The 26582-nt window shown below is 67.3% G+C and carries 24 protein-coding genes; 17 read left to right on the forward strand and 7 right to left on the reverse strand.

What is annotated here, in order from left to right; all coding sequences use genetic code 11:
* Positions 1 to 12: 12 nt before the first annotated feature.
* A complete protein-coding gene (locus A9Z05_RS32975) occupies positions 13 to 489 on the reverse strand; it encodes an OsmC family protein (protein WP_069621716.1) in 477 nt (158 codons plus the stop codon).
* A gap of 131 nt (positions 490 to 620) precedes the next feature.
* On the opposite strand from A9Z05_RS32975, the gene A9Z05_RS32980 reads away from it, so the two are divergent.
* Positions 621 to 1262: a GntR family transcriptional regulator gene (locus A9Z05_RS32980; protein WP_069621717.1), complete on the forward strand. Its 642-nt coding sequence runs from the start codon at positions 621 to 623 to the stop codon at positions 1260 to 1262.
* Between the two features lie 27 nt (positions 1263 to 1289).
* Here A9Z05_RS32980 and A9Z05_RS32985 read toward each other — a convergent pair whose 3' ends face one another.
* Positions 1290 to 2315 carry a LacI family DNA-binding transcriptional regulator gene (locus tag A9Z05_RS32985; RefSeq protein WP_069621718.1) on the reverse strand — a complete coding sequence of 342 codons (1026 nt, stop codon included), beginning with the start codon at positions 2313 to 2315 and terminating at the stop codon, positions 1290 to 1292.
* Positions 2316 to 2504: 189 nt separating this feature from the next.
* Here A9Z05_RS32985 and A9Z05_RS32990 point away from each other — a divergent pair, with 189 nt between their 5' ends.
* From A9Z05_RS32990 to A9Z05_RS33010, 5 genes are all read left to right on the forward strand, one after another.
* On the forward strand, positions 2505 to 3653 hold the full coding sequence (locus tag A9Z05_RS32990; protein ID WP_069621719.1) for an ABC transporter ATP-binding protein: 1149 nt from the start codon (positions 2505 to 2507) through the stop codon (positions 3651 to 3653).
* Between the two features lie 9 nt (positions 3654 to 3662).
* Positions 3663 to 5657 carry a beta-galactosidase gene (locus A9Z05_RS32995; RefSeq protein ID WP_069621720.1) on the forward strand — a complete coding sequence of 665 codons (1995 nt, stop codon included), beginning with the start codon at positions 3663 to 3665 and terminating at the stop codon, positions 5655 to 5657.
* A gap of 66 nt (positions 5658 to 5723) precedes the next feature.
* On the forward strand, positions 5724 to 6983 hold the full coding sequence (locus A9Z05_RS33000; RefSeq protein ID WP_069621721.1) for an ABC transporter substrate-binding protein: 1260 nt from the start codon (positions 5724 to 5726) through the stop codon (positions 6981 to 6983).
* 55 nt (positions 6984 to 7038) lie between these two features.
* The gene (locus A9Z05_RS33005) at positions 7039 to 7983 is read left to right on the forward strand and encodes a carbohydrate ABC transporter permease (protein WP_069621722.1); all 945 of its coding nucleotides are present in this window, start codon (positions 7039 to 7041) and stop codon (positions 7981 to 7983) included.
* A gap of 21 nt (positions 7984 to 8004) precedes the next feature.
* Positions 8005 to 8856 (forward strand): carbohydrate ABC transporter permease, encoded by an 852-nt coding sequence (locus tag A9Z05_RS33010; RefSeq protein WP_069621723.1) that lies wholly within the window; start codon positions 8005 to 8007, stop codon positions 8854 to 8856.
* 215 nt (positions 8857 to 9071) lie between these two features.
* On the opposite strand, the gene A9Z05_RS33015 is transcribed toward A9Z05_RS33010, so the two are convergent.
* A complete protein-coding gene (locus A9Z05_RS33015) occupies positions 9072 to 9470 on the reverse strand; it encodes a nuclear transport factor 2 family protein (protein ID WP_176730275.1) in 399 nt (132 codons plus the stop codon).
* An 81-nt stretch (positions 9471 to 9551) separates the two neighbouring features.
* On the opposite strand from A9Z05_RS33015, the gene A9Z05_RS33020 reads away from it, so the two are divergent.
* Complete coding sequence (locus A9Z05_RS33020; protein WP_069621724.1) at positions 9552 to 10493, forward strand: LysR substrate-binding domain-containing protein; 942 nt, start codon at positions 9552 to 9554, stop codon at positions 10491 to 10493.
* A gap of 80 nt (positions 10494 to 10573) precedes the next feature.
* Here the strand turns inward: A9Z05_RS33020 and A9Z05_RS33025 are convergent, their stop codons facing one another.
* The 3 genes from A9Z05_RS33025 to glcC form a co-directional block, all read right to left on the reverse strand.
* Complete coding sequence (locus A9Z05_RS33025; RefSeq protein WP_069621725.1) at positions 10574 to 10957, reverse strand: ATP-dependent protease; 384 nt, start codon at positions 10955 to 10957, stop codon at positions 10574 to 10576.
* A gap of 174 nt (positions 10958 to 11131) precedes the next feature.
* Entirely contained in the window at positions 11132 to 12586 is a 1455-nt protein-coding gene (locus A9Z05_RS33030; RefSeq protein ID WP_069621726.1) for a DEAD/DEAH box helicase, read from the reverse strand.
* A 62-nt stretch (positions 12587 to 12648) separates the two neighbouring features.
* On the reverse strand, positions 12649 to 13419 hold the full coding sequence (gene glcC, locus A9Z05_RS33035; RefSeq protein ID WP_050013449.1) for a transcriptional regulator GlcC: 771 nt from the start codon (positions 13417 to 13419) through the stop codon (positions 12649 to 12651).
* A gap of 223 nt (positions 13420 to 13642) precedes the next feature.
* Between glcC and glcD the strand changes: the two genes are divergently transcribed.
* The 10 genes from glcD to A9Z05_RS33085 all read left to right on the forward strand — a co-directional run bounded on the left by glcD (position 13643) and on the right by A9Z05_RS33085 (position 26019).
* A complete protein-coding gene (gene glcD, locus A9Z05_RS33040; protein ID WP_069621727.1) occupies positions 13643 to 15142 on the forward strand; it encodes a glycolate oxidase subunit GlcD in 1500 nt (499 codons plus the stop codon).
* Positions 15142 to 16230, forward strand: a complete 1089-nt coding sequence (gene glcE, locus A9Z05_RS33045; RefSeq protein ID WP_069621728.1) for a glycolate oxidase subunit GlcE — start codon at positions 15142 to 15144, stop codon at positions 16228 to 16230. The genes glcD and glcE overlap by 1 nt, the downstream gene beginning before the upstream one ends.
* A 24-nt stretch (positions 16231 to 16254) precedes the next feature.
* The gene (gene glcF, locus A9Z05_RS33050) at positions 16255 to 17475 is read left to right on the forward strand and encodes a glycolate oxidase subunit GlcF (RefSeq protein WP_069621729.1); all 1221 of its coding nucleotides are present in this window, start codon (positions 16255 to 16257) and stop codon (positions 17473 to 17475) included.
* A gap of 22 nt (positions 17476 to 17497) precedes the next feature.
* Entirely contained in the window at positions 17498 to 17902 is a 405-nt protein-coding gene (locus A9Z05_RS33055) for a heme-binding protein (RefSeq protein ID WP_069621730.1), read from the forward strand.
* A 236-nt stretch (positions 17903 to 18138) separates the two neighbouring features.
* A complete protein-coding gene (locus A9Z05_RS33060; RefSeq protein WP_069621731.1) occupies positions 18139 to 20313 on the forward strand; it encodes a malate synthase G in 2175 nt (724 codons plus the stop codon).
* Positions 20314 to 20874: 561 nt separating this feature from the next.
* Positions 20875 to 22440 (forward strand): sensor domain-containing diguanylate cyclase, encoded by a 1566-nt coding sequence (locus A9Z05_RS33065; RefSeq protein WP_069621732.1) that lies wholly within the window; start codon positions 20875 to 20877, stop codon positions 22438 to 22440.
* Between the two features lie 158 nt (positions 22441 to 22598).
* On the forward strand, positions 22599 to 23984 hold the full coding sequence (locus tag A9Z05_RS33070; protein ID WP_069621733.1) for a cache domain-containing protein: 1386 nt from the start codon (positions 22599 to 22601) through the stop codon (positions 23982 to 23984).
* Positions 23985 to 24015: 31 nt separating this feature from the next.
* Positions 24016 to 24660: a response regulator transcription factor gene (locus A9Z05_RS33075; protein WP_069621734.1), complete on the forward strand. Its 645-nt coding sequence runs from the start codon at positions 24016 to 24018 to the stop codon at positions 24658 to 24660.
* Between the two features lie 202 nt (positions 24661 to 24862).
* Entirely contained in the window at positions 24863 to 25426 is a 564-nt protein-coding gene (locus tag A9Z05_RS33080) for a PAAR domain-containing protein (RefSeq protein WP_069621735.1), read from the forward strand.
* Positions 25426 to 26019 (forward strand): type VI secretion system amidase effector protein Tae4, encoded by a 594-nt coding sequence (locus tag A9Z05_RS33085; RefSeq protein WP_069621736.1) that lies wholly within the window; start codon positions 25426 to 25428, stop codon positions 26017 to 26019. Before A9Z05_RS33080 ends, A9Z05_RS33085 begins: the two co-directional genes overlap by 1 nt.
* A gap of 380 nt (positions 26020 to 26399) precedes the next feature.
* Here the strand turns inward: A9Z05_RS33085 and A9Z05_RS33090 are convergent.
* Positions 26400 to 26582: IS3 family transposase (locus tag A9Z05_RS33090; protein WP_141723531.1), on the reverse strand; the 183-nt coding region annotated here is incomplete at its 5' end.

Consider the following 26582-nt stretch of genomic DNA (forward strand, 5'->3'; position numbering starts at 1 on the left):
GGTCGCGATTTCCTACTCCGCGGCAAACCCGACTACCGGTTCGCAGCGAATCGGGAAGTTGACCGAATTCGCGATGTAGCACTTCGCATGCGCATCGTGATGCAGATGCGCGGCCCGGTCACGATCGTCGCCGGCCCGGATCGTCACCTGCGGGCGCAGCACGATTTCGGTGAAGCGCCCCGCTCCGGCGCCGTCGAGCATCGTGCCTTCCGCGTGGTCGACGTAGGCCAGCACGCGGATGCCGGCCTCGGAACACAGGTGCAGATACCACAGCTTGTGGCATGCCGACGCCGACGCGAGCAGCAGGTCTTCGGGGTTCCAGCGCGCCGCGTCGCCGCGGAACGCCGGGTCCGACGAACCGGGGATATCCGGCTTGGAACCGGCGCGGATCACGTGATCGCGGCCGTACTCGCGATACCCCGACGTGCCGGTGCCGCGATTGCCCGTCCACTCCACTGCGACGCGATAGTGATGTTCGCCCGATGCCATCTCGCTCTCCATTGATGTCGGTTGCCTTGACCGGGCCAAACACCGTTGCGTGAGGCCCGCCGATGGTCGCCATTCTGGCACTGGATCGACGCTTGGTATACCATTATTCCAAATTGACGGAACACGCAGGCATGGAAGCCAAACTCGACTCCACGGCGGACGCGGTCGCCGCGTCGCTGCGCGACATGATCATCAACGGCGAGCTGGCGGCCGGCGAGCGGCTCGTCGAGCGCGATCTGGCCGAGCGGTTCGGCGTCAGCCGGATTCCGATGCGCGAGGCGATCCAGCGGCTCGAACACGAAGGCTTGCTCGATATCTTCAGGAATCGCGGCGCGGTCGTGCGGATGCTGAGCGCGTCGGACGTGCAGGAAATCTACGATCTGCGCGCGCTAATCGAAGGCGATGCGATCTATCGCAGCGTGAAGCGGCTCGACGACGAAACGCTCGCGCGCGCCGAACTCGTGCATCGGCTGCTCGGCGATGCAACCGGGCCGCGCCGGCAAGGCGAGCTGAACCGCGAATTCCACGCGTTGCTGTATGGGTGCTGCGGCAACGCACGGCAGTTGAAGTCGATCGCGGAGCTGCGCAGCCAGGTCGAACGTTACGAGCGCCTGCAGGCCACGCTGCTCGCGGATACACCGTCGTTCCAGGTCGAGCACGAAGAGATTCTGCAGGCATGTCGCGAACGCAATGCGCGGGCGGCACGCGCGATGACCGTCGCGCATCTCGATTCGGCGCGACGCATCGTGCTGCGGCTCGTCGAAGGCGGTTGAGGCGGGCGCGCGACCGCTCGCGCCCGGCTATCCCGCGTGCGGTACCGGCCCGGTGGTGCCGCGCACCCTCAGCGTCGGCGGCGACGCGATCCGCACGCGCGATGCGTCGTCGCCCTGCCCGCCCGCCTCGCGCAGCGTATTGAGCAATTCGACCGCGATGCCGGCCGCTTCGGCGGTCGGGATCGCGACGGTCGTCAGCGTGGGCCGCGTGTCGCGGGCGAGATGGATATCGGTGATGCCGACGATCGACAGATCGTCGGGCACGCGCCGGCCGCGATCGGCCGCCGCATGCATCGCGCCGATCGCCGGCAGGTCGTTGGTCGCGACGAGCGCGGTCAGCTCGGGATGCGCATCGAGCAACTGCCCGGCCGCGCGCACGCCGCCCTCGATCGAATCGTGCCCGGCGCCGACGCGCGTCGCGTCCAGCCCGGCTTCGCGCAGCACGTCGACGCAACCATCGTAGCGCGCGGCCTGCACGCCATTTGCCGACCCGCCGACGATCGCGCCGATCTCGCGATGGCCGAGTTCGAGCAGATGCCGCGTCGCGATCCGCCCCGCCTCGCGGAAGTCCACCGCCACGCACGGCAAGCCCGGCGGCGGCGCCTCGGGCCGCTCCCAGAGGCACAGCACGACTGGCACGCCGCGCCGCGCGACGTCGAGCAGATCCGGCAGGTGCAGGTTCGCGTTGGTCACGAGAATCCCTTCGGAGATCGTGCCGGCGATCTGGTCGAGATACGCACGCCCCTGCAACGGATCTTCGTTCGTGTTGCAGACGATCAGGAACTGCCCGTTGCGGCGCACCGCGCGCTCGACCGCCAGCGCGAACTCCGGATAGAACGGATTCGCGATGCTCGACACCATCAGCGCGACCGTCGGCGCGCGCCCTTCCGCCAGCGCCCGCGCGGCGAGATGCGGCCGATAGCCGAGCGCATCGACCGCTTCGAGCACCCGCGCCCGCGTCGCGTCGCCCACCCGGCCGCGGTCGCGCAACACGTTCGACACCGTCGCGGCCGTCACGCCGGCGCGGCGCGCCACTTCATCCAGTGTTGCCATCGTTTGCCCACTATATGAGACGTCGATCCAGTATTTGCTTCGCTCACCGAAGCGGCGCACTATCGCCGCACACCTTGCCGCCCGACCGACGGGCGCGACTCGGCCGCGATCGCATCGCCCCTTTTTTTGATCGCGATGATTAAGCGCTTAATCAAGCAGTACGGCGCATTAAAACATGGAGCGGAGACAATGGCGAGCATCTCGATGCGACGCGTGCAGAAAGCCTACGGCGAGCACGCGCCGGTCATTCGCGACGTCGATCTGGAGATCGGCGCGCACGAGTTCTGCGTGTTTCTCGGGCCGTCCGGATGCGGGAAATCGACGCTGCTGCGCATGATCGCCGGGCTCGAGGATCTGAGCGCGGGCGAACTGTCGATCGACGGCCGCCGCGTCGACGACGTGCCGGCCGCCGAGCGCGGCGTCGCGATGGTGTTCCAGAGCTACGCGCTGTTTCCGCACATGACGGTGTACGAGAACATGGCGTTCGGGCTGAAGCTCGCGCGCGTGCCGAAGGCCGAGATCGACCGGAAGGTGCGCGACGCCGCGCGCATCCTGCAGCTCGACACGCTGCTCGAGCGCAAGCCGAAGGCGCTGTCCGGCGGCCAGCGGCAGCGCGTCGCGATCGGCCGTGCGATCGTGCGCGAGCCCGGCGTGTTCCTGTTCGACGAACCGCTGTCGAACCTCGACGCGGCCTTGCGCGGCCAGACCCGCATCGAGATCGCGCGGCTGCATCGGCAGTTCGAACGCGCGAGCGTCGTCTACGTGACACACGACCAGACCGAGGCGATGACGCTCGCCGACAAGATCGTGCTGCTGCACGCCGGCGCGGATACCGCGCAGCACGGCAGCATCGCGCAGGTCGGCGCGCCGCTCGACCTCTACCACCATCCGGCCAGCCGCTTCGTCGCGGGCTTCATCGGCTCGCCGCGGATGAACTTCCTGCCGGCCGTCGTGACCGCGTGCGACGCGCGTCGCACGACCGTCACGCTCGTGCCGTCCGGCGAAACCTTCGTGCTGCCGCGCGACGGCTCGGCGCTCGGCGCCGGCGCCGCCGTGACGCTCGGCATCCGCCCCGAACACCTGACGCTCGGCGCCGCGCCCGACGCGACGACGCTCGCGCGCGACGTCGCGCTCGTCGAACGCCTGGGCGAGCAGACCTACGTGCACCTCGACCAGCCCGGCGGCACGGCATTGATCGCGAAAGTGCCCGGCGACGCGCAGGTGCGCACCGGCGAACGCATGCACGTGCACGCGCCGGCCGCGGCCTACCACCTGTTCACCGAAGACGGCCGCGCGGTGCCCGCGTGCGCCGGTCTTCCCGTCCACCACTACGCATAAGGATCGGGCATGCGCCTCGGAGTCTGCTACTACCCGGAACACTGGCCGGAATCGATGTGGGCCGACGACGCCCGCCGCATGAAAGCGCTCGGCATCGAGCAGGTGCGGATCGCCGAATTTGCGTGGAGCCGCATCGAGCCGTCGCCGGGCGAATACGACTGGGGCTGGCTCGACCGCGCGGTCGACGTGCTCGGCGCGGCCGGCCTCGAGATCGTGATGTGCACGCCGACCGCCACGCCGCCGAAATGGCTGATCGACCGCCATCCCGACATCCTCGCGATCGGCGCCGACGGCCGGCCACGCGCGTTCGGTTCGCGCCGGCACTACGATTTCTCGTCGCCGACCTATCTCGAAGCGTCGCGCCAGATCTGCACGGCGGTCGCCGAACGCTACGGCCGCCATCCGGCCGTGCGCTACTGGCAGACCGACAACGAGCTGGGTTGCCACCAGACCGTCGTCAGCTATTCGCCGGCCGCACTCGTGCGCTTTCGCGAATGGCTGAAAGCGCGCTACGGCACGATCGACGCGCTGAACCGCGCGTGGGGCACCGTCTTCTGGAGCATGGAGTATCGCCATTTCGACGAAGTCGACGCACCCGTGGGCACCGTGACCGAAGCCCATCCGTCGCATCGCCTCGACTACCGGCGCTTCGCGTCCGACGAGCTCGCGCGCTATCACCGGATGCAGGTCGACGTGATCCGCGCGCACTCGCCGGGCCGCGTCGTCGCGCACAACTTCATGCAGCTGTTCACCGAGTTCGACCACTACGAAGTCGCGCGCGACCTCGACGTCGCGACGTGGGACAGCTATCCGCTCGGCGCGCTCGAGGAGCTTTGGTTCGCGCCCGACGTGAAGGCGCGCTGGCTGCGCATCGGCCATCCCGATTTCGCGTCGTTCAATCACGATCTGTACCGCGGCATGTCGAAGCTGCCGTTCTGGGTGATGGAGCAGCAGCCGGGCCCGGTGAACTGGGCGCACTGGAATCCGGCGCCGCTACCGGGCATGGTGCGGCTGTGGAGCTGGGAAGCGTTCGCGCACGGCGCCGGCTGCGTGTCGTACTTCCGCTGGCGGCAGGCGCCGTTCGCGCAGGAGCAGATGCACGCGGGCCTGAACACACCCGACAACCAGCTCGACGAAGGCGGCCGCGAAGCGCAGCGCGTCGCGCAGGAGATCGCCGCCGTGCTCGACGCCGGCGCGGATGCCGACGCGAACGGCCCGGTGCGCGCGCCCGTTGCGCTGGTGTTCGACTACGAAGCGAAGTGGCTGTTCGAAGTGCAGCCGCAGGGCGCCGATTTCCACTACCCGCGTTTCGCGTTCGAGTACTACTCGGCGCTGCGCTCGCTCGGCCTCGACGTCGACATCGTTTCCGCGCACGCGCCGCTCGAAGGCTACCGGCTCGTCGTCGTGCCGCCGCTGCCGATCGTGCCCGACGATTTCGCGTCGCGGCTCGCCGCGTCGGGCGCGCACGCGGTGTTCGGCCCGCGCACCGGCTCGAAGACCGCCGACCTGCAGATTCCACCGGCGCTGCCGCCCGGCCCGCTCGCGTCGATCCTGCCGGTACGCGTGTGGCGCGTCGAATCGCTGCGTCCGAACGTGACCGAACGGATCGACGGCACGCTGCGCGACGGTTCGCCGCTCGCGGGCGAAGCGCGTCACTGGCGCGACCTCGTCGAATTGAGCGACGACGACGCACACCGCGTCGTGCGCGCACGCTTCGCCGACGGCCATCCGGCCTGCCTGTCGCACGGCACGCTGCACTACTGGGCCGCGCTGTTCGACGACGCGACCACCGCGCGACTGTTCGCCGATGTCGCGGCCGAAGCCGGCCTGGCCCCGACGCCGCTCGGCGACACCGTGCGCGTGAGCCGGCGCGGCAGCCTGACTTACGTATTCAACTACGCGAGCACACCGCATGCGATCGACGGCGTACCGCCGTCCGCATTCGTGTTCGGCGCCGCGCAGGTCGAGCCGCAAGGCGTGGCCGTGTATCGAAGCCATTCGTAGCAATCGCCCCGGCGCCGCCGCGCGCCGGTCACGCACAAACAACGACACACAGGACTGGAGACACTCATGACCCATCGCCCCCTTCGCGTCGCTGCCCGCCTGGCGACCGCCGCCGCCATCGCGTTCGCATCGTTCGGCGCGACGACGCCCGCCGATGCCGGCACGCTGACCATCAACATCGCGTTCAAGGGCGCGAGCCAGCGCGCCGTGTGGCAGTCGACGATCGAAGCGTTCCACAAGGCCCATCCCGACATCGACGTGAAGCCGACCTTCGTCGACGAGGAAGCGTACAAGGTGCAGCTCCCCGCATGGCTCACGACCGTCGCGCCGGACGTCGTGAACTGGCACGCGGGCGAGCGCATGGCGTACTACGCGAAGCGCGGGCTGTTCGAGGACCTGAGCGGCGACTGGACGAAAAACGGCTGGGACGCGACGTACGCATCGACGCGCAGCGCGTCGTCCTATAACGGCAAGCAGTACGCGGCGCCGACCGTCTATTACTCGTGGGGGCTGTTCTACCGCAAGGACCTGTTCCGCAAGGTCGGCATCGCCGACGAACCGAAGACCTGGGACCAGTTTCTCGATGCATGCAAGAAGCTGAAGGCGGCCGGCATCACGCCGATCGCGATCGGCGGCCGCGACGCGTGGACGCTCGCCGGCTGGTTCGACTATCTCGACCTCCGCCTGAACGGCAACGCGTTCCACCAGCAGCTGATGGCCGGCGACGTGCCGTACACCGACCCGCGCGTGAAGAAGGTCTACACGACGTGGAAATCGCTGATCGACTCGGGCTACTTCATCGACAATGCGCTGTCCTACGATCTCGACGGCGCGCAGCCGTTCCTGTTCCAGGGCAAGGCCGCGATGATGCTGATGGGCACCTTCATCGCGGCCGGCTTTCCGCCGAACGCGAAGCAGGAAATGGGCTACTACCGCTTCCCCGTCATCGACCCGAAGGTGCCGACTGCCGAGGACGGCCCGGTCGAATCGCTGCACATCCCGACCAAGGCGAAGAACAAGGCCGACGCGCACACGTTCCTCGCGTTCGTCGAAACGCCCGAGATCGGCGCGAAACTCGCCGAAGGGCTCGGCTCGCTGTCGGCCAACAGCAAGTCGCCCGAGCCGGCCGATCCGATCTCGCGCATCGGCTTCCGGATCCTCGCCGACACGAAGGGCGGCGTCGCGCAGTTCTACGACCGCGACATGACGAAGGAAATGGCCGACGAGGGGATGAAGGGCATGCAGCAGTTCGTCGCGAACCCCGCGCAGCTCGACACCGTGCTCGCGCAACTCGAACAGACCCGCAAGCGGATCTACAAGAAGTGACCGCGTGACCCAACCGGCGGCCGCGCGCCGCCGTGTCCGTTTCAGGAGGCTTGCCGTGTCCAGTCCGACCACGTCCACCCCGCCCGCCGGCACCGCGCCGCCCCCGCGCGGCCCATCCGCCGGTGCGTTGCCCGCGCGCCGCCCGTCGCCCGCCGTGCGGCGGCAACGGCGCGCCGCGTGGCTCTTTCTCGCGCCGGCCTGCGCGATGGTCGCCGTCTATGTGATCTGGCCGATCCTGTCGACGCTGTGGCTGAGCCTGTACAACTGGGACGGGATGACCGAGCGCACCTTCGTCGGCCTCGCGAACTACGCGGAACTGCTGCATGCGCCGACGTTCTACACGGCGCTGCGCAACAACGTGATCTGGCTCGTGTTGTTCATGCTCGCGCCGCCGCTCGGCCTCGCGCTCGCGCTCTACCTGAACCAGGCGGTCGGCGGCATCCGGCTCGTGAAGTCGCTGTTCTTCGCGCCGTTCGTGCTGTCGGGCGTGGTCGTCGGGCTGATCTTCTCGTGGTTCTACGATCCGACCTTCGGGCTGCTCGCGCTCGTCGCCGGGCACGGCATCCCGGTGCTCGGCGACGCGCGCTATGCGACCTTCGGCATCGTGTTCGCCGCGCTGTGGCCGCAAACGGCGTACTGCATGATCCTGTACCTGACCGGCCTCACGTCGGTCAACCCGGAACAGATCGAAGCCGCGCGGATGGAAGGCGCGCGCGGCTTCGCGCTGCTGTGGCACGTCGTGCTGCCGCAACTGCGGCCGACCACCTTCATGGCGATCGTCGTCACCGTGATCGGCGCGCTGCGCAGCTTCGACCTGATCTCGGTGATGACGGGCGGCGGCCCGTTCGAGAGCTCGACCGTGCTCGCGTATTACATGTACGACCAGGCGATCAAGTACTACCGGCTCGGCTATTCCGCGTCGATCGCGGTCGTGCTGTTCGCGATCATGCTCGTCTACATCGCGTTCCAGTTGCGCCGCATGCTGCGCAACGAACAGTGACCTTCCGGGAGTTCACTCATCATGTTTCCGACACCCGTTGCCCACTGGAAGCCGGTATCGCGCCGGCTGTACAAGCTGTCGCTGCCCGTCGCGCTCGCGATCTGGCTGCTGCCGATGATCGCCGTGTTCGTCACGTCGGTGCGCTCGACCGAGGAGCTGGTCGAAGGCCACTACTGGGGCTGGCCGCGGCATTTCTCGATGCTCGAGAACTATCGCGACGCGCTGACGACGTCGCCGATGCTGCATTACTTCTGGAACAGCGTGCAGATCACGGTGCCGTCGGTCATCGGCTCGATCGCGCTCGCGGCGATGGCCGGCTTCGCGCTCGCGACCTACCGGTTTCGCGGCAATACCGCACTGTTCGGCACGTTCGTCGCCGGCAACTTCGTGCCCGTGCAGGTGCTGATGATTCCGGTGCGCGACCTGTCGCTGCGGCTCGGCGTGTTCAATACCGTCGAAGCGCTGATCCTGTTTCACGTCGCGTTTCAGACGGGGTTCTGCACGCTGTTCCTGCGCAACTTCATCAAGCAGTTGCCGTTCGAGCTGATCGAGGCGGCGCGCATCGAAGGCGCGGGCGAATGGACGGTGTTCTGGCGAATCGTGCTGCCGCTGATCCGGCCGGCGCTGGCCGCGCTCGCGATTCTCGTGTTCACGTTCGTGTGGAACGATTACTTCTGGGCGCTGTGCCTCACGCAAGGCGACGAGGCCGCGCCGATCACGGCGGGTGTCGCGGCGCTGAAGGGGCAATGGACGACGTCGTGGAACCTCGTATCGGCCGGGTCGATCCTCGCCGCGCTGCCGTCGGTCGCGATGTTCTTCGCGATGCAGAAGCATTTCGTCGCGGGGCTCACGTTCGGCGCGACGAAAGGCTGAACGCGCGCCGGTCGCGTTTTCGCATCTCCCCCTCCGCATCGTGAGGTTGCCCGCTTCGGCGGGCTTTTTTCATGCTTTGCGGATTCGGGCGAGGCCGCTTGGCGAACCTGGCTCGTCACCCGGGCTTCCACGCCGTCGACCGATTGAACTCGTCGCTCGCCGGGGCTTGGACGCGCGTGGACGTCAGCGCGCGACTTTGCCCGACGTCGATTCGGCTACGCGTACTTGTCGCCGACCGCACTGCGAATCGGATGGGTGTCGTAGACGATGATCATCCGTTCGATGAGCCCCGCCGTGTCGAACTCGAACACGTCGACGCACTCGAAGCGCGCCACCGAACCGTCTTTCAGGCCCCAGTCGTAGATGAAGTAACCTGTCGCACGTCGAGCCCCGCTCGTGCTGACGCAGATATCGATCGGTGTAATCTTGCTTTCTCCCGATGCGGCAGCGACCTTCGAAAAGAAGGGTTCGGGGCGCATCCAGCCGAGAAATGGCGAGAAAATCTGCGCGTCCGGCGTGAATAGCGCGCAGATGGCGCCGACATCGCCGCGCTCCAGTTCCCGCAGGTAAGCGCGCACCTGTTCCGTGTAGAGTGACTCCGACGTTGAGCCCAAAATTATCCTCCGATCATTCGTCGACACCCCGTTCATTCGCAAGAACAGGGCATCCGGTAGACGTACGATAGCGACGCACCGATGACCGAACAATCGAAAAATTTGCAACCCGGGTATGCGGCGCATGCATATCCGCTGGCTGACCTGACGCGGCCGCTCCCGCCGTTGGCGGCGATTCAGTCGTTCGTCGCGGCGGCGCAGCTGGGCAGCGTCAGCAAGGCCGCGGATCACCTATGCCGTACGCAAGGCGCGGTGAGCCGCCAGATACAGCAGTTGGAAACGCATTATCGATGCGCACTGTTCGTGCGCCATGTATCGGGGCTGACGTTGACACCGGAAGGCAATGCATTGCTGACGGTCGCGGTCAACGTGCTCACGCAATTGATCCAGCACGCGGATTCCCATGCACGGGCAACCTCGGCGCTCACGTTGAAGTTGCCGTCCACGTTCGCCGTTCGCTGGTTGCTCCCGCGGCTGCCGGACATTCATCGCGCGATGAGCGGGACGGAGCTGCGTATTTCGACATCCGCGGACGACACGCCGGATTTCACGACCTCCGACGTCGACGCCATCATCGTGCGCGGCACCGGACAGTGGACCGGCATGGAAGCGGTACCGCTCTTTTCCGAGCGGCTCACGCCGATGTGCGCGCCCGCGTTGGCGACATCACTGCGATCCGTTGCCGACCTTGCGCAGCTCGATTTGCTCCATCCCGGGCCCAGCCGCGCAGAGTGGAGATGCTGGCTCGATCACGTGGGGGCGCGCCAGATCGATGCGGGACGTGGGCTCGTATTCGATACCCTCGAATTGACGCTCGCGGCATCGATGGAAGGACACGGCATTGCAATCGGCGACCCGCGAATGGCGAGAGACCGGCTCCGTGCCGGATCGCTGGTGACGCCGTTTGACGAAGTGGTTGAAGACGGCCTTTCCTACTTTCTCGTCTATCCGCCCCAACGGGCGACACAACCGAAAATTCGTGCCCTCGTCGACGTCTTGCTACGACTCGCGCGAGAAGATTGATGGATCGGCACGCGTCCGATACCTGGGTGGGGCCGACACTCAAATGGCCCGCCCAAAGTACCGGCGAATGACAGGCCGGGTCAGAGATCGCCGCGCACTTCACCGGTTCCCAGCGCGCTCCGCTGCCGGTTGACCTCCGCCCACAGTTCATCGCTGTCGTCGTCGCGCAGCACGACCATCCAGTCCAGTTGATCGTCGGTCACGCCGAAGTACGCCAGAATTTCCCGCCGAACCCCATCGATGAACTCGGCGTATTCCGGGGTGGCCTGTGCCCGCGCGTGCAGGGCGTCGTATTCCGCATCGTCCACGCCGCCGCCCTGCTCGTCGATATAGCGCGAGATCCACTGTTCTCGTTCGTGGTCGTAATCGGCCTCGGCGCGCATCGCCTGCACGGCCGTGTAGAAATCCAGCTGGGCAAACGCGGCGATCGCCGCCGTTGTCGCCTCGTCGAATGTCGTCGTCATTCCATCTCTCACTTCAGTCATCGCACTTCATGGGTCACGCGGGAAAGCCGCTATCGCGCGCGGTTGCAGGTCGCGAACGAGAAAACCGGCAGCGCTGTTCCGAACCGTCCGTATGCGTTCACGCCATCGGTTTGTTCGATCGTATCGCGCACGTTGAAAAGGAAAGGATTCAGGCTACCTGGACGGTTTGCCGGGTTTGCCGCGACCACCAGCAGATTTGCCAGCAGCCTTCCCCGCCGCCGGCTTGCCGGCCGGTTTGCCGCGCGGCTTGTGCACGCTGAACGGGCTGCCGATGGTGTAGTCCGGGCCTTGACCGGCACCATTGGCCGCCGCGTGCTGCGCCCCAGGCTTGCGCTTGCCTTCGCCACCTTGCGTATGCGGCTTCTTGCCCGACGCCTGCCTGGCCACCGGCACAGCGTGCGGCACCTTCGGTTTCTTCGGCTTTTTGGGTTTCTTGATGATCTGGCCCGTCGCGCTGGTTTCCGGCACGCGATGTTCGGCTTCGAAACCCGGCTCTTCTTCCCGCCGCAGCGTCTGCCGGATCAGCGCTTCGATCGCGGCCAGTTGCGGCGCCTCATCGGCGCACACGAGCGACACCGCCACACCGCTCGCGCCCGCGCGGCCGGTGCGGCCGATACGGTGCACGTAGTCTTGCGCGACGATCGGCAGATCGACGTTGATCACCAGCGGCAGATCGTCGATATCCAGCCCGCGCGCCGCCACGTCGGTGGCGACCAGCATCTGCACTTCGCCCGTCTTGAAGCGCTCCAGCGCACGCAAACGCGCGGGTTGCGGCTTGTCGCCGTGGATCGTATCGACCGCATAGCCCGCTTTCTCCAGCATGACCGCCAGATAATCGACGCCATTGCGGGTCTTGACGAACACCAGCGCGTGTTCCCAGTTGTTTTGGGCCACCAGATGCATGAAGAGGTCGGGCTTGTTCCGCTTGTCGACCGGTACGACCCACTGCTTGATCTTGCTGGCCGCGGCGTTGGGCGGGCTGACGCTGATGTCGACCGGGCTGCGCAGAATGCCGGCCGCCAGCGTGCGGATTTCGTCGGAGAACGTCGCGGAGAACAGCAGCGTCTGGCGCTTGGCGGGCAACGCGGCAAACACCGCGTCGAGTTCGCGCGCGAAGCCGAGATCGAGCATGCGGTCGGCTTCATCGAGCACCAGCGTTTGCACCTGATCGAACTGCACGGCGTTCTGCCGATTGAGGTCGAGCAAGCGGCCGGGCGTCGCGACGAGCACGTCGACACCCTTGCGCAGCTTCATCATCTGAGGATTGATGCTCACCCCGCCGTAGGCGGCCAGAAATCGCAGATCGAGACCCTTCCCGTACTCGACGAAGCTTTGCAGCACTTGCTCGGCCAGTTCGCGCGTGGGCACCAGCACCAGCACGCGCGCACGGTTGCTGGATACCGCCGGGCCGTGTTGGACGAGCCGTTGCAACAGCGGCAGCGCAAAGCCGGCCGTCTTGCCGGTGCCCGTCTGTGCGGCGGCCATGACGTCCTTGCCGCCGAGCACGACGGGAATCGCCTTGGCCTGCACCGGCGTGGGTGTCTGGTAATTGAGGCCCTGCAGATTACGCAGCAACGGCTCGATCAGGCCAAGCGAGGCAAAAGACATGGACGTGTTCCCGGCTAAAATCGCAATTCTAGCGGTTACCGCGTCGGCCAAGCCCCTACCGCTCACGTCCAGCCTTCGAGCCGCAACGTCGAACGCACGAGCCGCTGTTCCTCCTGCTCGATCTCGCGCAGATAGTCGACGCACTGACGGATATGCTCGCTCGCGGCCTTGCGCGCCTGGTCGGGCAGCCGGCCCGTGACCGCGTTGTAAAGCCGCGCATGCTGGCGGTCGATCTGCTTCTTCAGCGGTTCGCGGTGATAGAGGTTGTTCACCGACGCGAACACCGAGCTGAGCAGCAGGTCGGTCAGCGACTGCAGCGTATTGACGAGCACCGGGTTGTGCGACGCCTCGCAGATCGCCAGATGAAACGCGTGGTCGAGCTTCGCGCGCGCGGCGGGATCGAGATCCTGCGCGTCGGCCGCCGTCATTTCCTCGTAGCGGCGCCGGATCAGGATGAAATCGGCCGGTGTGCCGCGCAGCGCCGCGAGCCGGGCGGCCTCGGCCTCGAGCATCCCGCGCACCTCGAACAGGTCGTACAGCGTGCGCGGCTGCGAGCCGAGCAGATGCATCATCGGCGTAATCGCGCGCTGCGGGGTCAGGCTCGCGACGAACGAACCCTTGCCGTGCGTCGTGTCGATGATCCCGCGCGCGTGCAGCAGCTTCATGCCTTCGCGCACGGCCGTGCGCGACACGCCTAGCTTCTCGGTCAGCCGCCGCTCGGAGGGCAGCGCCTGCCCGGCCTTCAGCACGCCGTCGACGATCAACTGCTCGATCCGCTCGGCGACGACGTCGGCCACGCGCCGCGCCGGCCTCTCCCGATCCTGCATTTCCATGCTGGTATGACCACTTTGGACGAATGATGTCGATTTTCGCACAAAGCCTTGTCGTTATTGGGTTTTATCGATCGCTCGACAAACCGCGATCGGTGGCTTTCCAAAAACTGGTACGACCACCTTCAAGACGGCTGGACAGGCCCGCGCGTCCCGCCAAGAATGCCGTCCATCCGGCGTGTCGCGCATCGCGCGGCCAGCTGCCTGGTGGAGACGGAGACACACGATGAGTTTCATCTACGACGAACGGATCGACGGCCCATTGGCGACCATCGACCGCGCCACGCTCGTCGCCGCGCTGCGCGCGGCGGCACCCGGCCTCGACGTGCTGCACGAACGGGAGGCGTTGAAGCCGTTCGAATGCGATGGCCTCGCCGCGTACCGCACGGTGCCGCTCGCGGTCGTGCTGCCCGATACGGTCGACCAGGTGCGCGCGGTGCTGCGCGTCGCGGCCGCGCACCGCGTGCCGGTCGTCGCGCGCGGCGCCGGCACGGGGCTGTCGGGCGGCGCGATGCCGCTGGAAAAAGGCATCCTGCTGGTGATGGCGAAGTTCAACCGGATTCTCGACATCGACCCCGATGCCGGCATCGCGCGCGTGCAGCCCGGCGTGCGCAACCTCGCGATTTCGCAGGCCGCCGCGCCGCACGGCCTCTACTACGCGCCCGACCCGTCGTCGCAGATCGCGTGCTCGATCGGCGGCAACGTCGCCGAGAACGCGGGCGGCGTGCATTGCCTGAAATACGGGCTCACGGTGCACAACATCCTGAAGGTCGAGATCCTGACGATCGACGGCGACACGCTCACGCTCGGCGCCGATGCGCTCGATGCACCGGGCTTCGACCTGCTCGCGCTGTTCACCGGCTCCGAGGGAATGCTCGGGATCGTCACCGAAGTGACCGTGAAGCTGCTGCCGAAACCGCCGAGCGTGAAGGTGCTGATGGCGAGCTTCGACGACGTCGCCGAGGCCGGCGCCGCGGTCGCGCGGATCATCGGCGCGGGCGTGATTCCCGGCGGCCTCGAGATGATGGACAACCTCGCGATCCGGGCGGCCGAGGATTTCATCCACGCGGGCTATCCGGTCGACGCGCAGGCGATCCTGCTGTGCGAGCTCGACGGCGCGGCAACCGATGTCGAAGAAGACGCCGAACGCGTCGCCGCGCTGCTGCGCGACGCGGGCGCAAGCGAGATTCGCGTCGCGCGCGACGAAGCCGAGCGCCAGCGCTTCTGGGCCGGCCGCAAGAATGCGTTCCCGGCGGTCGGCCGGATGTCGCCCGACTATTACTGCATGGACGGCACGATCCCGCGCCGCGAACTGCCGCGCGTGCTCGAAGGGATCGCCGCGCTGTCCGCCGAATACGGGCTGCCGGTCGCGAACGTGTTCCACGCGGGCGACGGCAACATGCATCCGCTGATCCTGTTCGATGCGAACCGGCCCGGCGAGCTCGACCGCGCGGAAGCGCTCGGCGGCAAGATCCTCGCGCTGTGCGTCGCCGTGGGCGGCAGCATTACCGGCGAACACGGCGTCGGGCGCGAGAAGATCAACCAGATGTGCGTGCAGTTCAACGCCGACGAAATCACGTTCTTCCACGCGGTGAAGGCCGCGTTCGATCCGCAGCGCCTGCTCAATCCCGGCAAGAACATCCCGACGCTGCACCGCTGCGCCGAATTCGGCGCGATGCACGTCCATCACGGCAAGCTGCCGTTTCCCGAACTGGAGCGCTTCTGATGCGACGCGAACGCGAACGCGAACCCGAATCGGTCGACGACAGCGCGGCGCTCGTCGCGCAGGTCGACGCGGCGATCTACGATCGCCAGCCGCTGCACATCCGCGGCGCCGGCACGAAGGCGTTCGTCGGCCGGCCGGTCAAAGGCCGCACGCTGGACGTGCGCACGCATCGCGGCGTCGTCTCGTACGACCCGACCGAACTCGTCATCACCGCGCGCGCGGGCACGCCGCTCGCCGAGCTCGACGCGATGCTCGACGCGGCCGGCCAGATGCTGCCGTGCGAGCCGCCGTCGTTCGGCGGCGCGGCGACGGTCGGCGGCATGTTCGCGGCGGCGCTGTCGGGCCCGCGCCGCCCGTGGGCCGGCGCGGTGCGCGACTTCGTGCTCGGCTGCCGCGTGATCACCGGCCACGCGAAGCATCTGCGCTTCGGCGGCGAGGTGATGAAGAACGTCGCGGGCTACGACGTGTCGCGGCTGCTCGCCGGCAGTTTCGGCTGCCTCGGCGTCGTGACCGAGGTATCGCTGAAGGTGCTGCCGAAGCCGCGTGCGACCGGCGATCTCGCGTTGACGCTCACGGCGAGCGAAGCCGTGCGACGCGTCGCCGCGTGGCGGCGCGCGGGGCTGCCGCTCGCGGGCGCATGCCACGCGGACGGCGTGCTGCGCGTGCGGCTCGAAGGCGGCGACGGCTCGGTGAAGGCCGCGCGCGACACGATCGGCGGCGACCGCATGGACGACCGCGACGACGCGTTCTGGGCACGTCTGCGCGACCTGTCGCTGCCGTTCTTCGACGATCCGCGCCCGCTGTGGCGCGTGTCGGTGCCGGCCGCCGCACCGCTCGACGCGCTCGCGGGCGCGCAGCTCGTCGACTGGGGCGGCGCGCAGCGCTGGCTGAAGACCGACGCCGCGCCGGCCGACGTGCAGCGCTTCGCCGCGCAGTGCGGCGGCCACGCAAGCTGCTACACGCCGGACACGACACGGGAGCCGTTCCAGCCGCTGCCGCCGGCGCTGCTGCGCGTGCACCGGCAACTCAAGGCGCAGCTCGACCCGCACGCGATTTTCAATCCCGGCCGGCTCTACGCCGACTTCTGACGCCAACCCGACTTCGACCCGCCGATGCAAACCAACCTCAGCGAAGCAAGCAAGGCCCTCGCCCGGGCCGACGAAGCGGAAGCGATCCTGCGCGCATGCGTGCACTGCGGCTTCTGCAATGCGACCTGCCCGACCTACCAGGTGCTCGGCAACGAGCTCGACGGGCCGCGCGGCCGCATCTACCTGATCAAGCAGTTGCTCGAAGGCGAGCCGTGCGGCGAACGCACGCAACAACATCTCGACCGTTGCCTGACGTGCCGCAACTGCGAAACGACCTGCCCGTCCGGCGTGCGCTATCACACGCTGCTCGACATCGGCCGCGCGGAAGCCGAGAAGCGCGCGCGGCGGCCCACGCGCGAGCGCCTGCTGCGTGCGGGGTTGCGTCACGTGGTGCCGCGTCCGGCGGCGTTCGCCGCGCTGCTGAAGGCCGGCCGCGCGCTGCGCCCGCTGCTGCCCGGCACGCTGCGGGACAAGATCCCGGCCGCGGTGCCCGCGGCCGCGCCGCGCCCGGCCGTGCGTCATGCGCGGCGCATGCTGATGCTCGAGGGTTGCGTGCAGCCGTCGCTGTCGCCGAACACGAATGCGGCCGCCGCGCGCGTGCTCGATCGGCTCGGCATCAGCGTGACGCCGGCGCGCGAAGCCGGCTGCTGCGGCGCGACCGAATATCACCTGAACGCGCAGGACGCGGGCCTTCAGCGCGCACGCCGCAACATCGACGCATGGTGGCCCGCGATCGAGGCCGGCGCGGAAGCGATCGTGCAGACCGCGAGCGGCTGCGGCGCGTTCGTGAAGGAATACGGCGACCTGCTGCGCTCCGACCCCGTCTATGCGGAGAAGGCGCGGCGCGTCAGCGCACTCGCGCGCGATCTGGCCGAAGTGATCGCGGCGGAGCCGCTCGACGCGCTCGCCGATGCGACGCCACGGCGCGTCGCGGTCCACTGCCCGTGCACGCTGCAGCACGCACAGCGCCTCGGCGGCACGGTGGAACGCATCCTGACGCGGCTCGGCTTCGATCTGACGAATGTCGCCGACGGCCATCTGTGCTGCGGCTCGGCCGGCACCTATTCGCTGACGCAGCCCGCACTCGCGACGACATTACGCGACAACAAGCTCGATGCGCTCGAAGCCGCGCAGCCGGAACTGATTGTCACCGCCAACGTCGGCTGCCAGACTCACCTGAACGGCGCGGGCCGCACGCCCGTGCGCCACTGGATCGAGCTCGTCGACAACCGGCTGGTCGACTGACCGCCTATTCCGGAGGAAAGCCATGCAAACGAAACCCGAACTCGAACTGGCCGATGCCGAGCGCATGCTCGCCGCGGCCCGCGCGGAAGCGGAACGCCACGGCTGGGCCGTGTCGATCGCCGTCGTCGACGATGGCGGCCACCTGCTCGCGTTCGCGCGGCTGAACGGCGCATCGCCGGCCAGCAGCACCATCGCGCAGGACAAGGCGCGCGCGGCGGCGCTCGGCCGTCGCGAGACGAAGGCGTATGAGGATATGATCAACGGTGGCCGCACCGCGTTCCTGAGCGCGCCGCTGACGGGGTTGCTCGAAGGCGGCGTGCCGGTCACGGTCGACGGCCGGATTGCAGGCGCGATCGGTGTGTCTGGCGTAAAGTCCGAACAGGACGCGCAGATCGCCCGCGCCGGTACACAAAGCGTCGTGGCATAGGGCCTGTTCACGCTAATAACGGGCTTGCGAACGTGCCTTTCCGCCCGCAGGGCAAGGAGTAAGGAGCGCCGTTTGGCCGTGCCAAACAAGCGACGCACGACGCCGCCATGCGGGCGGAAAGGCACGTTCCCCATTTGGAAAAATGCATTCGTGGGGTCAGCGCAAGCCCGTTATTAGCGTGAACAGGCCCTACAGCCAACGCGCGCGCGTTTTTCAATTCCCCGGGAGGAATCACGATGATCGACCAAGCAGGACTGCAAGTCGCGCCAGCGCTGAGCCAGTTCATTGAAAACGAAGCGCTGCCGGGCACCGGCATCGACAAGGCCGCGTTCTGGAGCGGTTTCTCGGCGCTGGTGCATGACCTCGCGCCGCGCAACCGCGCACTGCTCGCCGAGCGCGACCGCCTGCAGCAGGAACTCGACGCGTGGCATCGCGCGCACCCGGGCCCGGTACGCGACCATGCCGCGTATCGCGCGTTCCTCGAACAGATCGGCTACCTCGTGCCGGTCCCGTCGAACGTCGCGGCAGCCACCGCGAACGTCGACAGCGAGATCGCCACGCAGGCCGGCCCGCAGCTCGTCGTGCCGCTGTCGAACGCGCGCTATGCGCTGAACGCCGCGAACGCCCGCTGGGGCAGCCTGTACGACGCGCTGTACGGCACCGACGCGCTGCCCGAAGACGGCGGCGCCGAACGCACCGCGGCCTACAACCCGACGCGCGGCCAACGCGTGATCGACTATGCGCGCAACGTGCTCGACAACGCGGCGCCGCTCGCGAGCGGCTCGCACCGCGACGCGCTGCGCTACCGCGTGCAGGACGGCCAGCTCGCGGTCGAAACCGCGAAGGGCAACGTCGCGCTCGCGCAGCCGGCGCAGTTCGTCGGCTACCAGGGCGCGGCCGATGCGCCGTCCGCGATCCTGCTGAAGCACAACGGCCTGCATCTCGAGATCCAGATCGACGCATCGACGCCGATCGGCCGCGCCGATCTCGCGAACGTGAAGGACGTCGTGCTCGAAGCGGCGGTCAGCACGATCATCGACTGCGAGGATTCGGTCGCGGCGGTCGACGCCGACGACAAGGTCCAGCTCTACCGCAACTGGCTCGGCCTGATGCAGGGCACGCTCGTCGAGGAAGTCGCGAAGGGCGGCAAGACGTTTACGCGCCGCCTGAACGCCGATCGCGAGTACACGACGCCGGCCGGCGGCACGCTGTCGCTGCACGGCCGCTCGCTGCTGTTCGTGCGCAACGTCGGCCACCTGATGACCAACGGCGCGGTGCTCGATCGCGACGGCAACGAGATTCCGGAAGGGATTCTCGACGGCGTCGTCACGACGCTGTGCGCGCTGCACGACCTGAAGGCGAAGCGCAACTCGCGCACGGGCTCGATCTACATCGTGAAGCCGAAGATGCACGGCCCGGCCGAAGTCGCGTTCGCCGACACGCTGTTCGCGCGCATCGAGGATCTGTACGCGCTGCCGCGCAACACGCTGAAGATGGGCATCATGGACGAGGAGCGCCGCACCAGCGTGAACCTCGCCGCGTGCATCGCGGCAGCCGCCGCGCGCGTCGCGTTCATCAACACCGGCTTCCTCGACCGCACCGGCGACGAGATGCACACCGCGATGGAAGCGGGCCCGATGATCCGCAAGGGCGACATGAAATCGTCGGCGTGGATCCAGTCGTACGAGCGCAACAACGTGCTCGCGGGCCTGTCGGCCGGCCTGCGCGGCCGCGCGCAGATCGGCAAGGGCATGTGGGCGATGCCGGACCTGATGCATGCGATGCTCGAGCAGAAGATCGCGCATCCGCGCGCCGGCGCGAACACCGCCTGGGTGCCGTCGCCGACCGCCGCGACGCTGCACGCGCTGCACTACCACCTCGTCGACGTGCAGGCCGTCCAGCAGGAACTCGAAAAGACGCCGTACGCGAGCGAGCGCGACGCGCTGCTCGAAGGGCTGCTGACCGTGCCGGTCGTCGAACGCGCCGCGTGGAGCGAGGCCGAGATCCTGAGCGAGGTCGAGAACAACGCGCAGGGCATCCTCGGTTACGTCGTGCGCTGGGTCGAACAGGGCGTCGGCTGCTCGAAGGTGCCGGACATTCACGACGTCGGCCTGATGGAAGATCGCGCGACGCTGCGCATTTCGAGCCAGCACATCGCGAACTGGCTGCGCCATGGCGTGATCACCGAGGCGTTCGTGCTCGACGTGTTCAAGCGCATGGCCCGCGTCGTCGACCAGCAGAACGCGGGCGACCCGAACTATCGCCCGATGGCGCCCGGCTACGACCAGTCGACCGCGTTCAAGGCCGCGTGCGCGCTCGCGCTGCAGGGCACGTCGCAGCCGAGCGGTTATACCGAGCCGCTGCTGCATCGGTTCCGGCTCGCGTTCAAGGCGCAACAGCACGGCGCCTGAACCTGCGCATGCGGGCTCGCCCGCATGCCGGGCGCCGGTCGTACGCCGATCTTGCAAAACGGGCAGCCCGCGCGGCTGCCCGTTCTCATATTCGCGGGTACCCGGCCGTCGAAACCGATAATCGGTACATGTCGCGCGCTTTCGCGTGCGGTGCTCGCCCGGCGTTAATCCCCGTGCGTCCGCGGCCGTACGCCGCGCGACGTTTTCCGCGCTGCCGCAAAGCCTTGCGCGGCAACGCTCCGCCCGATATTTGCAAGCCCGGGATTACGCTGAAATTTGATCCCGATCAATGGGTTGCAACATTTTCCGCGCGCGCAAACACGCGCGTTATACTCCGTTCAATTCACGTCGCGATTCGTCAGATGGTCGAATTGCAGCAGACGTTACTGTGAATACCCGGTTTATCGGTTTCTCGGGCCGCGATTGTCGATAATCGGTGCCCGGTTTCTCCGCTGAACGGAAGGCTGGCACGGGAAGGGCGCGCACCGGATCGCCACCGGTAGTCATACGAACAATCGCATCGGCCCGCCGCCCGGCGACGATGCCCCCGATCCACGGACCATGGCAGAAACCGACTACGCAATGCCCAGCGAATCCGGCGTGACGAGCCGTGTCGCCGCTCATCTGCGCCGGTCCCTCCTGCCGCACCTGATCTTCTATACGGGGCTGCTGATCGCGCTGATCCTGCTGCTGCTGTGCGGGATCGTGCTGTACGAAGGCCGCATCGACGCGCGCGACCGCTCGCGCAGCATGCAGCAGAACCTCGCGCTGATGGCGTCGTGGGACATCGAGCGCAACATCGAGATCTATTCGCTGTCGCTGCAGGCGGTCGTCGAAGGCGCGAACGACCCGGCGGTGACCCGGCTGCCGATGGCGCTGCGCCGCCAGGTGCTGTTCGACCGCGCGACGACCGCCAAGTACCTCGGCGGCATCTACGTGCTCGACGCGAAAGGCGACATCGCGGTCGACGGCATGAGCGACGTGCCGCGCAAGGCCAACTTCGCCAACGAACCGTACTTCACCGTGCACCGCGACAACCCCGACGTCGGCCTGTACGTCAGCCCCCCGTATCACTCGCGGCTGCGCGGCGGCTCGCCGAGCATCGCGCTCAGCCGGCGGATCACGCGGCCCGACGGATCGTTCGGCGGCGTCGCGGTGATGTCGATCCGGCTCGAATATTTCCAGAACCTGTTCTCGCGCCTGTCGCTCGGCGATCGCGGCTCGGTCGCGCTGATCAACACGGATGGCAGGATGGTCGCGCGCGAGCCGTACGACCCCAAGATCGTCGGCCGCGACATCAGCCGCGCGAGCACGTTCCGGCACTTCATGACCGCCAACGAAGGCAGCTTCGCCGATACCGCGACGATCGACGGCGTGCGGCGCCTGTACGTGTTCCGGCACCTCGAGCACCTGCCGCTCATCGTCATGGTCGCGCGCTCGGAAGCGGACACCTACGCCGCGTGGTACGACCGTGCGATTCCGATCGGCTCCGCGATGGTCGCGCTCGCGATCGGCTTCGTCGGCCTGTCGCTGCTCCTCGACGTGCAACTGCGCAAACGCCATCGCGCGGAAACCGAGCTGCAGGCGCTCGCACGCACCGACGGCCTGACGGGCCTCGACAACCGCCGGATGCTCGACGTCACGCTCGCGCGCGAATGGCGCCGCGCCGCGCGCTCGCAACATGCGCTGTCGCTGCTGTTCATCGACGTCGACGACTTCAAGCGCTACAACGACACGCAGGGCCACCAGGCCGGCGACGACGCACTCGCCGCGGTCGGCCACTGCATCGCCGGCTGCCTGCGCCGCCCGGCCGACTATGCGGCGCGCTACGGCGGCGAGGAATTCGTCGTCGTGCTGCCGGACATCGATACGGACGGCGCGGTGACGATCGCCGAAACCATCCGCACGGGCATCCTCGATCTCGGCATCCGGCACGACGCAGGCACGGTCGGCCGCCTGACGGTGAGCATCGGCGTGACGACCAGCTATCCCGAACACGACGACAACATCCAGGCCGCGCTGAAGCGGGCCGACGATGCGCTGTATCGGGCGAAGGAAGGCGGGCGCAACCGCATCGCCGTGCAGGCGGCCACGTCGCCCGACACTCGCGAATCGCGGCGCGCCTGAGCGCACGGGCAGCGGCGGGACGGCCGCCGCCCGCATGCAAAATCGCCGACAATACCGGCTCGATATGCCACCGCGCCGCCGCGCGGCCGATGCGCCCGGCCTGCGCGCCTAGCCGGCCGCGCCTAGCCGCCCGCGCAGGCCGGCCGCTTCGCACCACCATGAGACTCAAGGCAAAGATCTTCCTTCTGGCCATCGTGCCGTTCCTGCTCGCGATCGCCGGCATCGGCTTCGGCGTGCGCCAGCAGGCGACGTCGCTCGCGCGCACGCAGCACGCGACAATCCAGGCCGCGTACCTGTCGAGCAAGGAAGTCGAGCTGAAGCACTACGTCGAGCTCGCGACGAGCGCGATCATGCCGCTCTACGACGCGAGCGGCCGCAATGCGCGCGACGACGCGCTGCTGCGCACGCAGGCCCTCGCGATGCTGCAGAAGATGGATTTCGGCCCCGACGGCTATTTCTTCGTCTACGACCTGCACGGCAATTCGCTGATGCATCCGCGCGAGCCCGAACGCGTCGGCCACAATTTCTGGTCGATGCGCGACCCGCAGGGCGCCCTCACGATCCAGAAGCTGATCGGCGCGGCGTCGCAGGGCGGCGGCTACGTACGTTACGCATGGCAGCGGCCGTCGACGGGCCGCGTCGCGCCGAAGCTCGGCTACGTCGTCGCGCTCGAGCGCTGGGGCTGGATGGTCGGCACCGGCATCTATCTCGACGACGTCGACACCGCGCTGCAGCGCATCGATGCGCGCGCGTCCGCGAACATCGAGCGCACGATGAGCTGGCTCACCGCGATCGCGCTCACCGGCGCGGCGGCGATCGCCGTGTGCGCGCTGGTACTGAACGTCAGCGAGTCGCGCAGCGCCGACGCGAAGCTCAAGCTGCTCGCGCAGCGCGTCGTCGAATCGCAGGAGCAGGAGCGCGCGCGGCTGTCGCGCGAACTGCACGACGGGATCAGCCAGATGATGGTGTCCGCGAAGCTGATGCTCGAATCCGCGCTTGCGCGCTTCGAGCGCGGCACGTCGCGCGTGCCCGAAGCCGAACAGGCGCTCGCGTCGGGCGTCGGGCGGCTCGGCGACACGCTGCGCGAAGTCCGACGCATCTCGCACGCGCTGCGCCCGTCGATGCTCGACGATCTCGGCCTCGCGGCCGCGCTCGAGCAACTCGTGCGCGAGCTGGGCGCGGAAAGCGGCATCGACATCGGTTACACGCAGGTCGCGCACGGCGGCACGCGGCCGCTGCCCGAAGCCGTCAACACCGCGCTGTTCCGGATCGCGCAGGAAGCGCTGAGCAACATCGTGCATCATGCGCGGGCGTCGCGCGCGGCCGTCACGCTCGACGTCGGCGCACAATCCGTCACGCTGACCATCGCCGACAACGGCTGCGGCTTCGACGCCGAACGCTCGCAGGCCGACGCGCGCCGCGGCATCGGCCTGCGCAACATGCGCGAGCGCCTCGACGCGCTCGACGGCACGCTGACGATCACGTCGCAGGTCGGCCATACCGTCGTGGCCGCGCGCGTGCCGCTGCGGCGCGCCGCCGCCTGAGCACGCACCCCCTACCCGGAGACCTTTGCCCATGAGCGCCCCCGATACCGCCCGGCCCGCCGCGCGACTGCTGCTCGTCGACGATCACCCGCTCGTGCGCGACGGCTTGCGGATGCGGCTCGAAGCGGCCGACCTGTCCGTGGTCGGCGAGGCCGGCAACGCGGACGAGGCGCTCGCGCTGGCCGCATCGCTCGAACCCGATCTCGCGCTGATGGACGTCGGCATGAACGGAATGAACGGCATCACGCTCGCGGGCGTGTTCCACGAGCGTTTTCCGGGCATTCGCGTGCTGATGCTGTCGATGCACGACAACATCGAGTACGTGACGCAGGCGGTGCGCGCCGGCGCGAGCGGCTACCTGCTGAAGGATTCGCCCGCGAGCGAGATCGTCCGCGCGATCGGCGTGGTGCTGGCCGGGCAGACCTTCTTCAGCGAAGGGCTGGCCGCGCGGATGATCCAGGCCAGCGCGACGGCATCGCCGCTGGACCGGCTGACGCCGCGCGAGCGCGACATCCTCGACGCGCTGGCCGAAGGGCTGTCGAGCAAGCAGATCGCGCAACAGACGGGGCTGTCGGTGCGCACGGTCGAGACGCACCGGCTCAACCTGAAACGCAAGCTGGAGATCGAAGGGCAGGCCGAGCTGATCAAGTTCGCGGTCGAGCATCGGCGGCGGTAGGCGCGAACTCGGATTGCTCGCGCGACGCGCAATTCACTTTCAAATTTCATACTTGTCCAATCGACCTCACCCTGGGGCGATGGAATTCTTTCGCTTGCCGAAACGAGCACCGTGCTCGTGATTCGCATGACACGCGTGAACTCGTCATGCGGCCCCCGGCATCACCGGCTGATATCGGTGACCTGGATCGAGGAGCGAAATCATGATGCGCCGTATCGCCGTTGTCGGTGACACGCTGGAAACCGGCGGACACATTCTCGCCTACGCAGGGCCGCCGTTCACGTTTGGCGACGCTGGCCATCAGGTTGCGCTGATCGGCGGCCTCGCGTTCTGCGAAGCGTGTGAAAGCACCGGCCGGATCGCCAAGATGGGCGGCCCCAAGCGCATTGAATTCATGGGTGAGACGGCGACCGACGGCGACATCGTTCAATGTCGATGCTCGTCACCACCGCGCATCGTCGCGCTGCTCTCCGGCAATTCATGGTGCGACGACCAGGCGGAAGCGGCAGGCATCGTTACTTCCGGACTGAACCGGGCAGGCAATGTCACGAGCTTAGCCGCAGGTGCCTACGACGAATGCGTCCGCGCCGTCGGAAACGGCGCGTCACCAGACTATCCCTACATCATCGAAACATCGGACGGGCGCATTCATTCAGGCAGGCTCGACAGCACCGGGTGCCTGCCGCGCATCCATACGACCGACAGCGACGAGTACACGGTCTATTGGGGCGACGAAGCGCTCGCGAGATCGGACGGAGACGCTTAATGCCGAACGGAAAAACAGTCGTCAGGACGACCGCCGTGCAAAACTCGTACAAGGAAGTCGAGCTGAAGTCGGTGACGTTTTCCGAGCTGTGGAAGAACTACGCTCACGGCAACCCGTACGATGATCCGAACGGACAGTACAAGAACCAGTGTGCGATCCGGATGAGCGTGACGCTGCACAAGGTCGGCATCGCAATGAAGTCGTTTTCGCAGAAGTGGGTTCGGCCGATGCCAGGCAAACCGGCGCTGGGCCGCCTTCTGATCGACGGCAAACCGACCGCGACTCGCGCATACGAGTTTGCGGAGTGGTTGAAGCTGCGGCCGATCGCGGGAGTACTGGCCCCCGAGAACATCACGGGCCCGAATTGGGCGAGTAGGGTATCCGGTCGGACCGGAATCATATTCTTCGACGGCTATTGGCTTCAGGATGGCGACTCACCGGACAACTTGAGCGGCGGTCACGTCGACCTCTGGAACGGGAGCAAACTCACCGGCTTCGGATCAGGCGTGCGGATATCATGGAATATAGTCCTACCGGGCATCTGGTCGGATTTCCGAAATTCGAAAACCATCTTGTTTTTTCCCGTCAAATGAAACTCGTGACTGTGGTAGCAGGCGCACTTGTCGGTGGAGCGCTCGCGACAATGTTCTGCTGGGGAGCGCTCTACGTGTACGGGGCATTCGTCCTGCATGGCGAGGGAAGCCTCTTCGACACGGACCCGGAGATCGCGAATCTATTTTTCGTCACATGGGGCGGATTGATTTTAATTTTCGCAATGGCCGGCGCAATTGTCGTGACTCGCAGGAAATCCCGTTAGCCAACGGATTACCCCTACGATGCTGTTTTTTCTCGCTTCGTATGTGATTCGCTGAGTCAGCCTACTCGCCGTAGCCACCCTCGTTCGACCGACCTACGAATAGAAAAGGTGCCCGAATGAACTGACCCCATGAACATGAAGTTGGACAGATAAAGGCTAGGCGCCCAAGGGCTGAGTCCTGTATTGCACGGGACTCAGCCCTTTCAACTTGAGCTTAATGCGTTCGTGGTTGTAGTAGTGGATGTAGCGCTCGAGCGTGTCGCGCAAATGCTCCACGCAAGTGAAGCGATGTCCCCTGTAGCACTCGGACTTGAGCGTACCAAAGAAGCTTTCCATCGC

Source organism: Burkholderia sp. A2 (assembly GCF_001729305.1).
GTDB classification, from domain to species: domain Bacteria; phylum Pseudomonadota; class Gammaproteobacteria; order Burkholderiales; family Burkholderiaceae; genus Burkholderia; species Burkholderia sola.

Bases quoted from the DNA above. Each gene is read 5' to 3' on its own strand.
- glcC (WP_050013449.1), bottom strand. From the start codon at position 13,419: ATGGAAATGCAGGATCGGGAGAGGCCGGCGCGGCGCGTGGCCGACGTC.
- glcF (WP_069621729.1), top strand. From the start codon at position 16,255: ATGCAAACCAACCTCAGCGAAGCAAGCAAGGCCCTCGCCCGGGCCGAC.
- A9Z05_RS33075 (WP_069621734.1), top strand. From the start codon at position 24,016: ATGAGCGCCCCCGATACCGCCCGGCCCGCCGCGCGACTGCTGCTCGTC.
- A9Z05_RS33025 (WP_069621725.1), bottom strand. From the start codon at position 10,957: ATGACGACGACATTCGACGAGGCGACAACGGCGGCGATCGCCGCGTTT.
- A9Z05_RS33080 (WP_069621735.1), top strand. From the start codon at position 24,863: ATGATGCGCCGTATCGCCGTTGTCGGTGACACGCTGGAAACCGGCGGA.
- A9Z05_RS33065 (WP_069621732.1), top strand. From the start codon at position 20,875: ATGGCAGAAACCGACTACGCAATGCCCAGCGAATCCGGCGTGACGAGC.
- A9Z05_RS32990 (WP_069621719.1), top strand. From the start codon at position 2,505: ATGGCGAGCATCTCGATGCGACGCGTGCAGAAAGCCTACGGCGAGCAC.
- A9Z05_RS33070 (WP_069621733.1), top strand. From the start codon at position 22,599: ATGAGACTCAAGGCAAAGATCTTCCTTCTGGCCATCGTGCCGTTCCTG.
- A9Z05_RS33085 (WP_069621736.1), top strand. From the start codon at position 25,426: ATGCCGAACGGAAAAACAGTCGTCAGGACGACCGCCGTGCAAAACTCG.
- A9Z05_RS33020 (WP_069621724.1), top strand. From the start codon at position 9,552: ATGACCGAACAATCGAAAAATTTGCAACCCGGGTATGCGGCGCATGCA.
- A9Z05_RS32995 (WP_069621720.1), top strand. From the start codon at position 3,663: ATGCGCCTCGGAGTCTGCTACTACCCGGAACACTGGCCGGAATCGATG.
- A9Z05_RS33060 (WP_069621731.1), top strand. From the start codon at position 18,139: ATGATCGACCAAGCAGGACTGCAAGTCGCGCCAGCGCTGAGCCAGTTC.
- A9Z05_RS33030 (WP_069621726.1), bottom strand. From the start codon at position 12,586: ATGTCTTTTGCCTCGCTTGGCCTGATCGAGCCGTTGCTGCGTAATCTG.
- glcD (WP_069621727.1), top strand. From the start codon at position 13,643: ATGAGTTTCATCTACGACGAACGGATCGACGGCCCATTGGCGACCATC.
- A9Z05_RS32980 (WP_069621717.1), top strand. From the start codon at position 621: ATGGAAGCCAAACTCGACTCCACGGCGGACGCGGTCGCCGCGTCGCTG.
- A9Z05_RS32975 (WP_069621716.1), bottom strand. From the start codon at position 489: ATGGCATCGGGCGAACATCACTATCGCGTCGCAGTGGAGTGGACGGGC.
- A9Z05_RS33010 (WP_069621723.1), top strand. From the start codon at position 8,005: ATGTTTCCGACACCCGTTGCCCACTGGAAGCCGGTATCGCGCCGGCTG.
- A9Z05_RS33000 (WP_069621721.1), top strand. From the start codon at position 5,724: ATGACCCATCGCCCCCTTCGCGTCGCTGCCCGCCTGGCGACCGCCGCC.
- A9Z05_RS33055 (WP_069621730.1), top strand. From the start codon at position 17,498: ATGCAAACGAAACCCGAACTCGAACTGGCCGATGCCGAGCGCATGCTC.
- glcE (WP_069621728.1), top strand. From the start codon at position 15,142: ATGCGACGCGAACGCGAACGCGAACCCGAATCGGTCGACGACAGCGCG.
- A9Z05_RS32985 (WP_069621718.1), bottom strand. From the start codon at position 2,315: ATGGCAACACTGGATGAAGTGGCGCGCCGCGCCGGCGTGACGGCCGCG.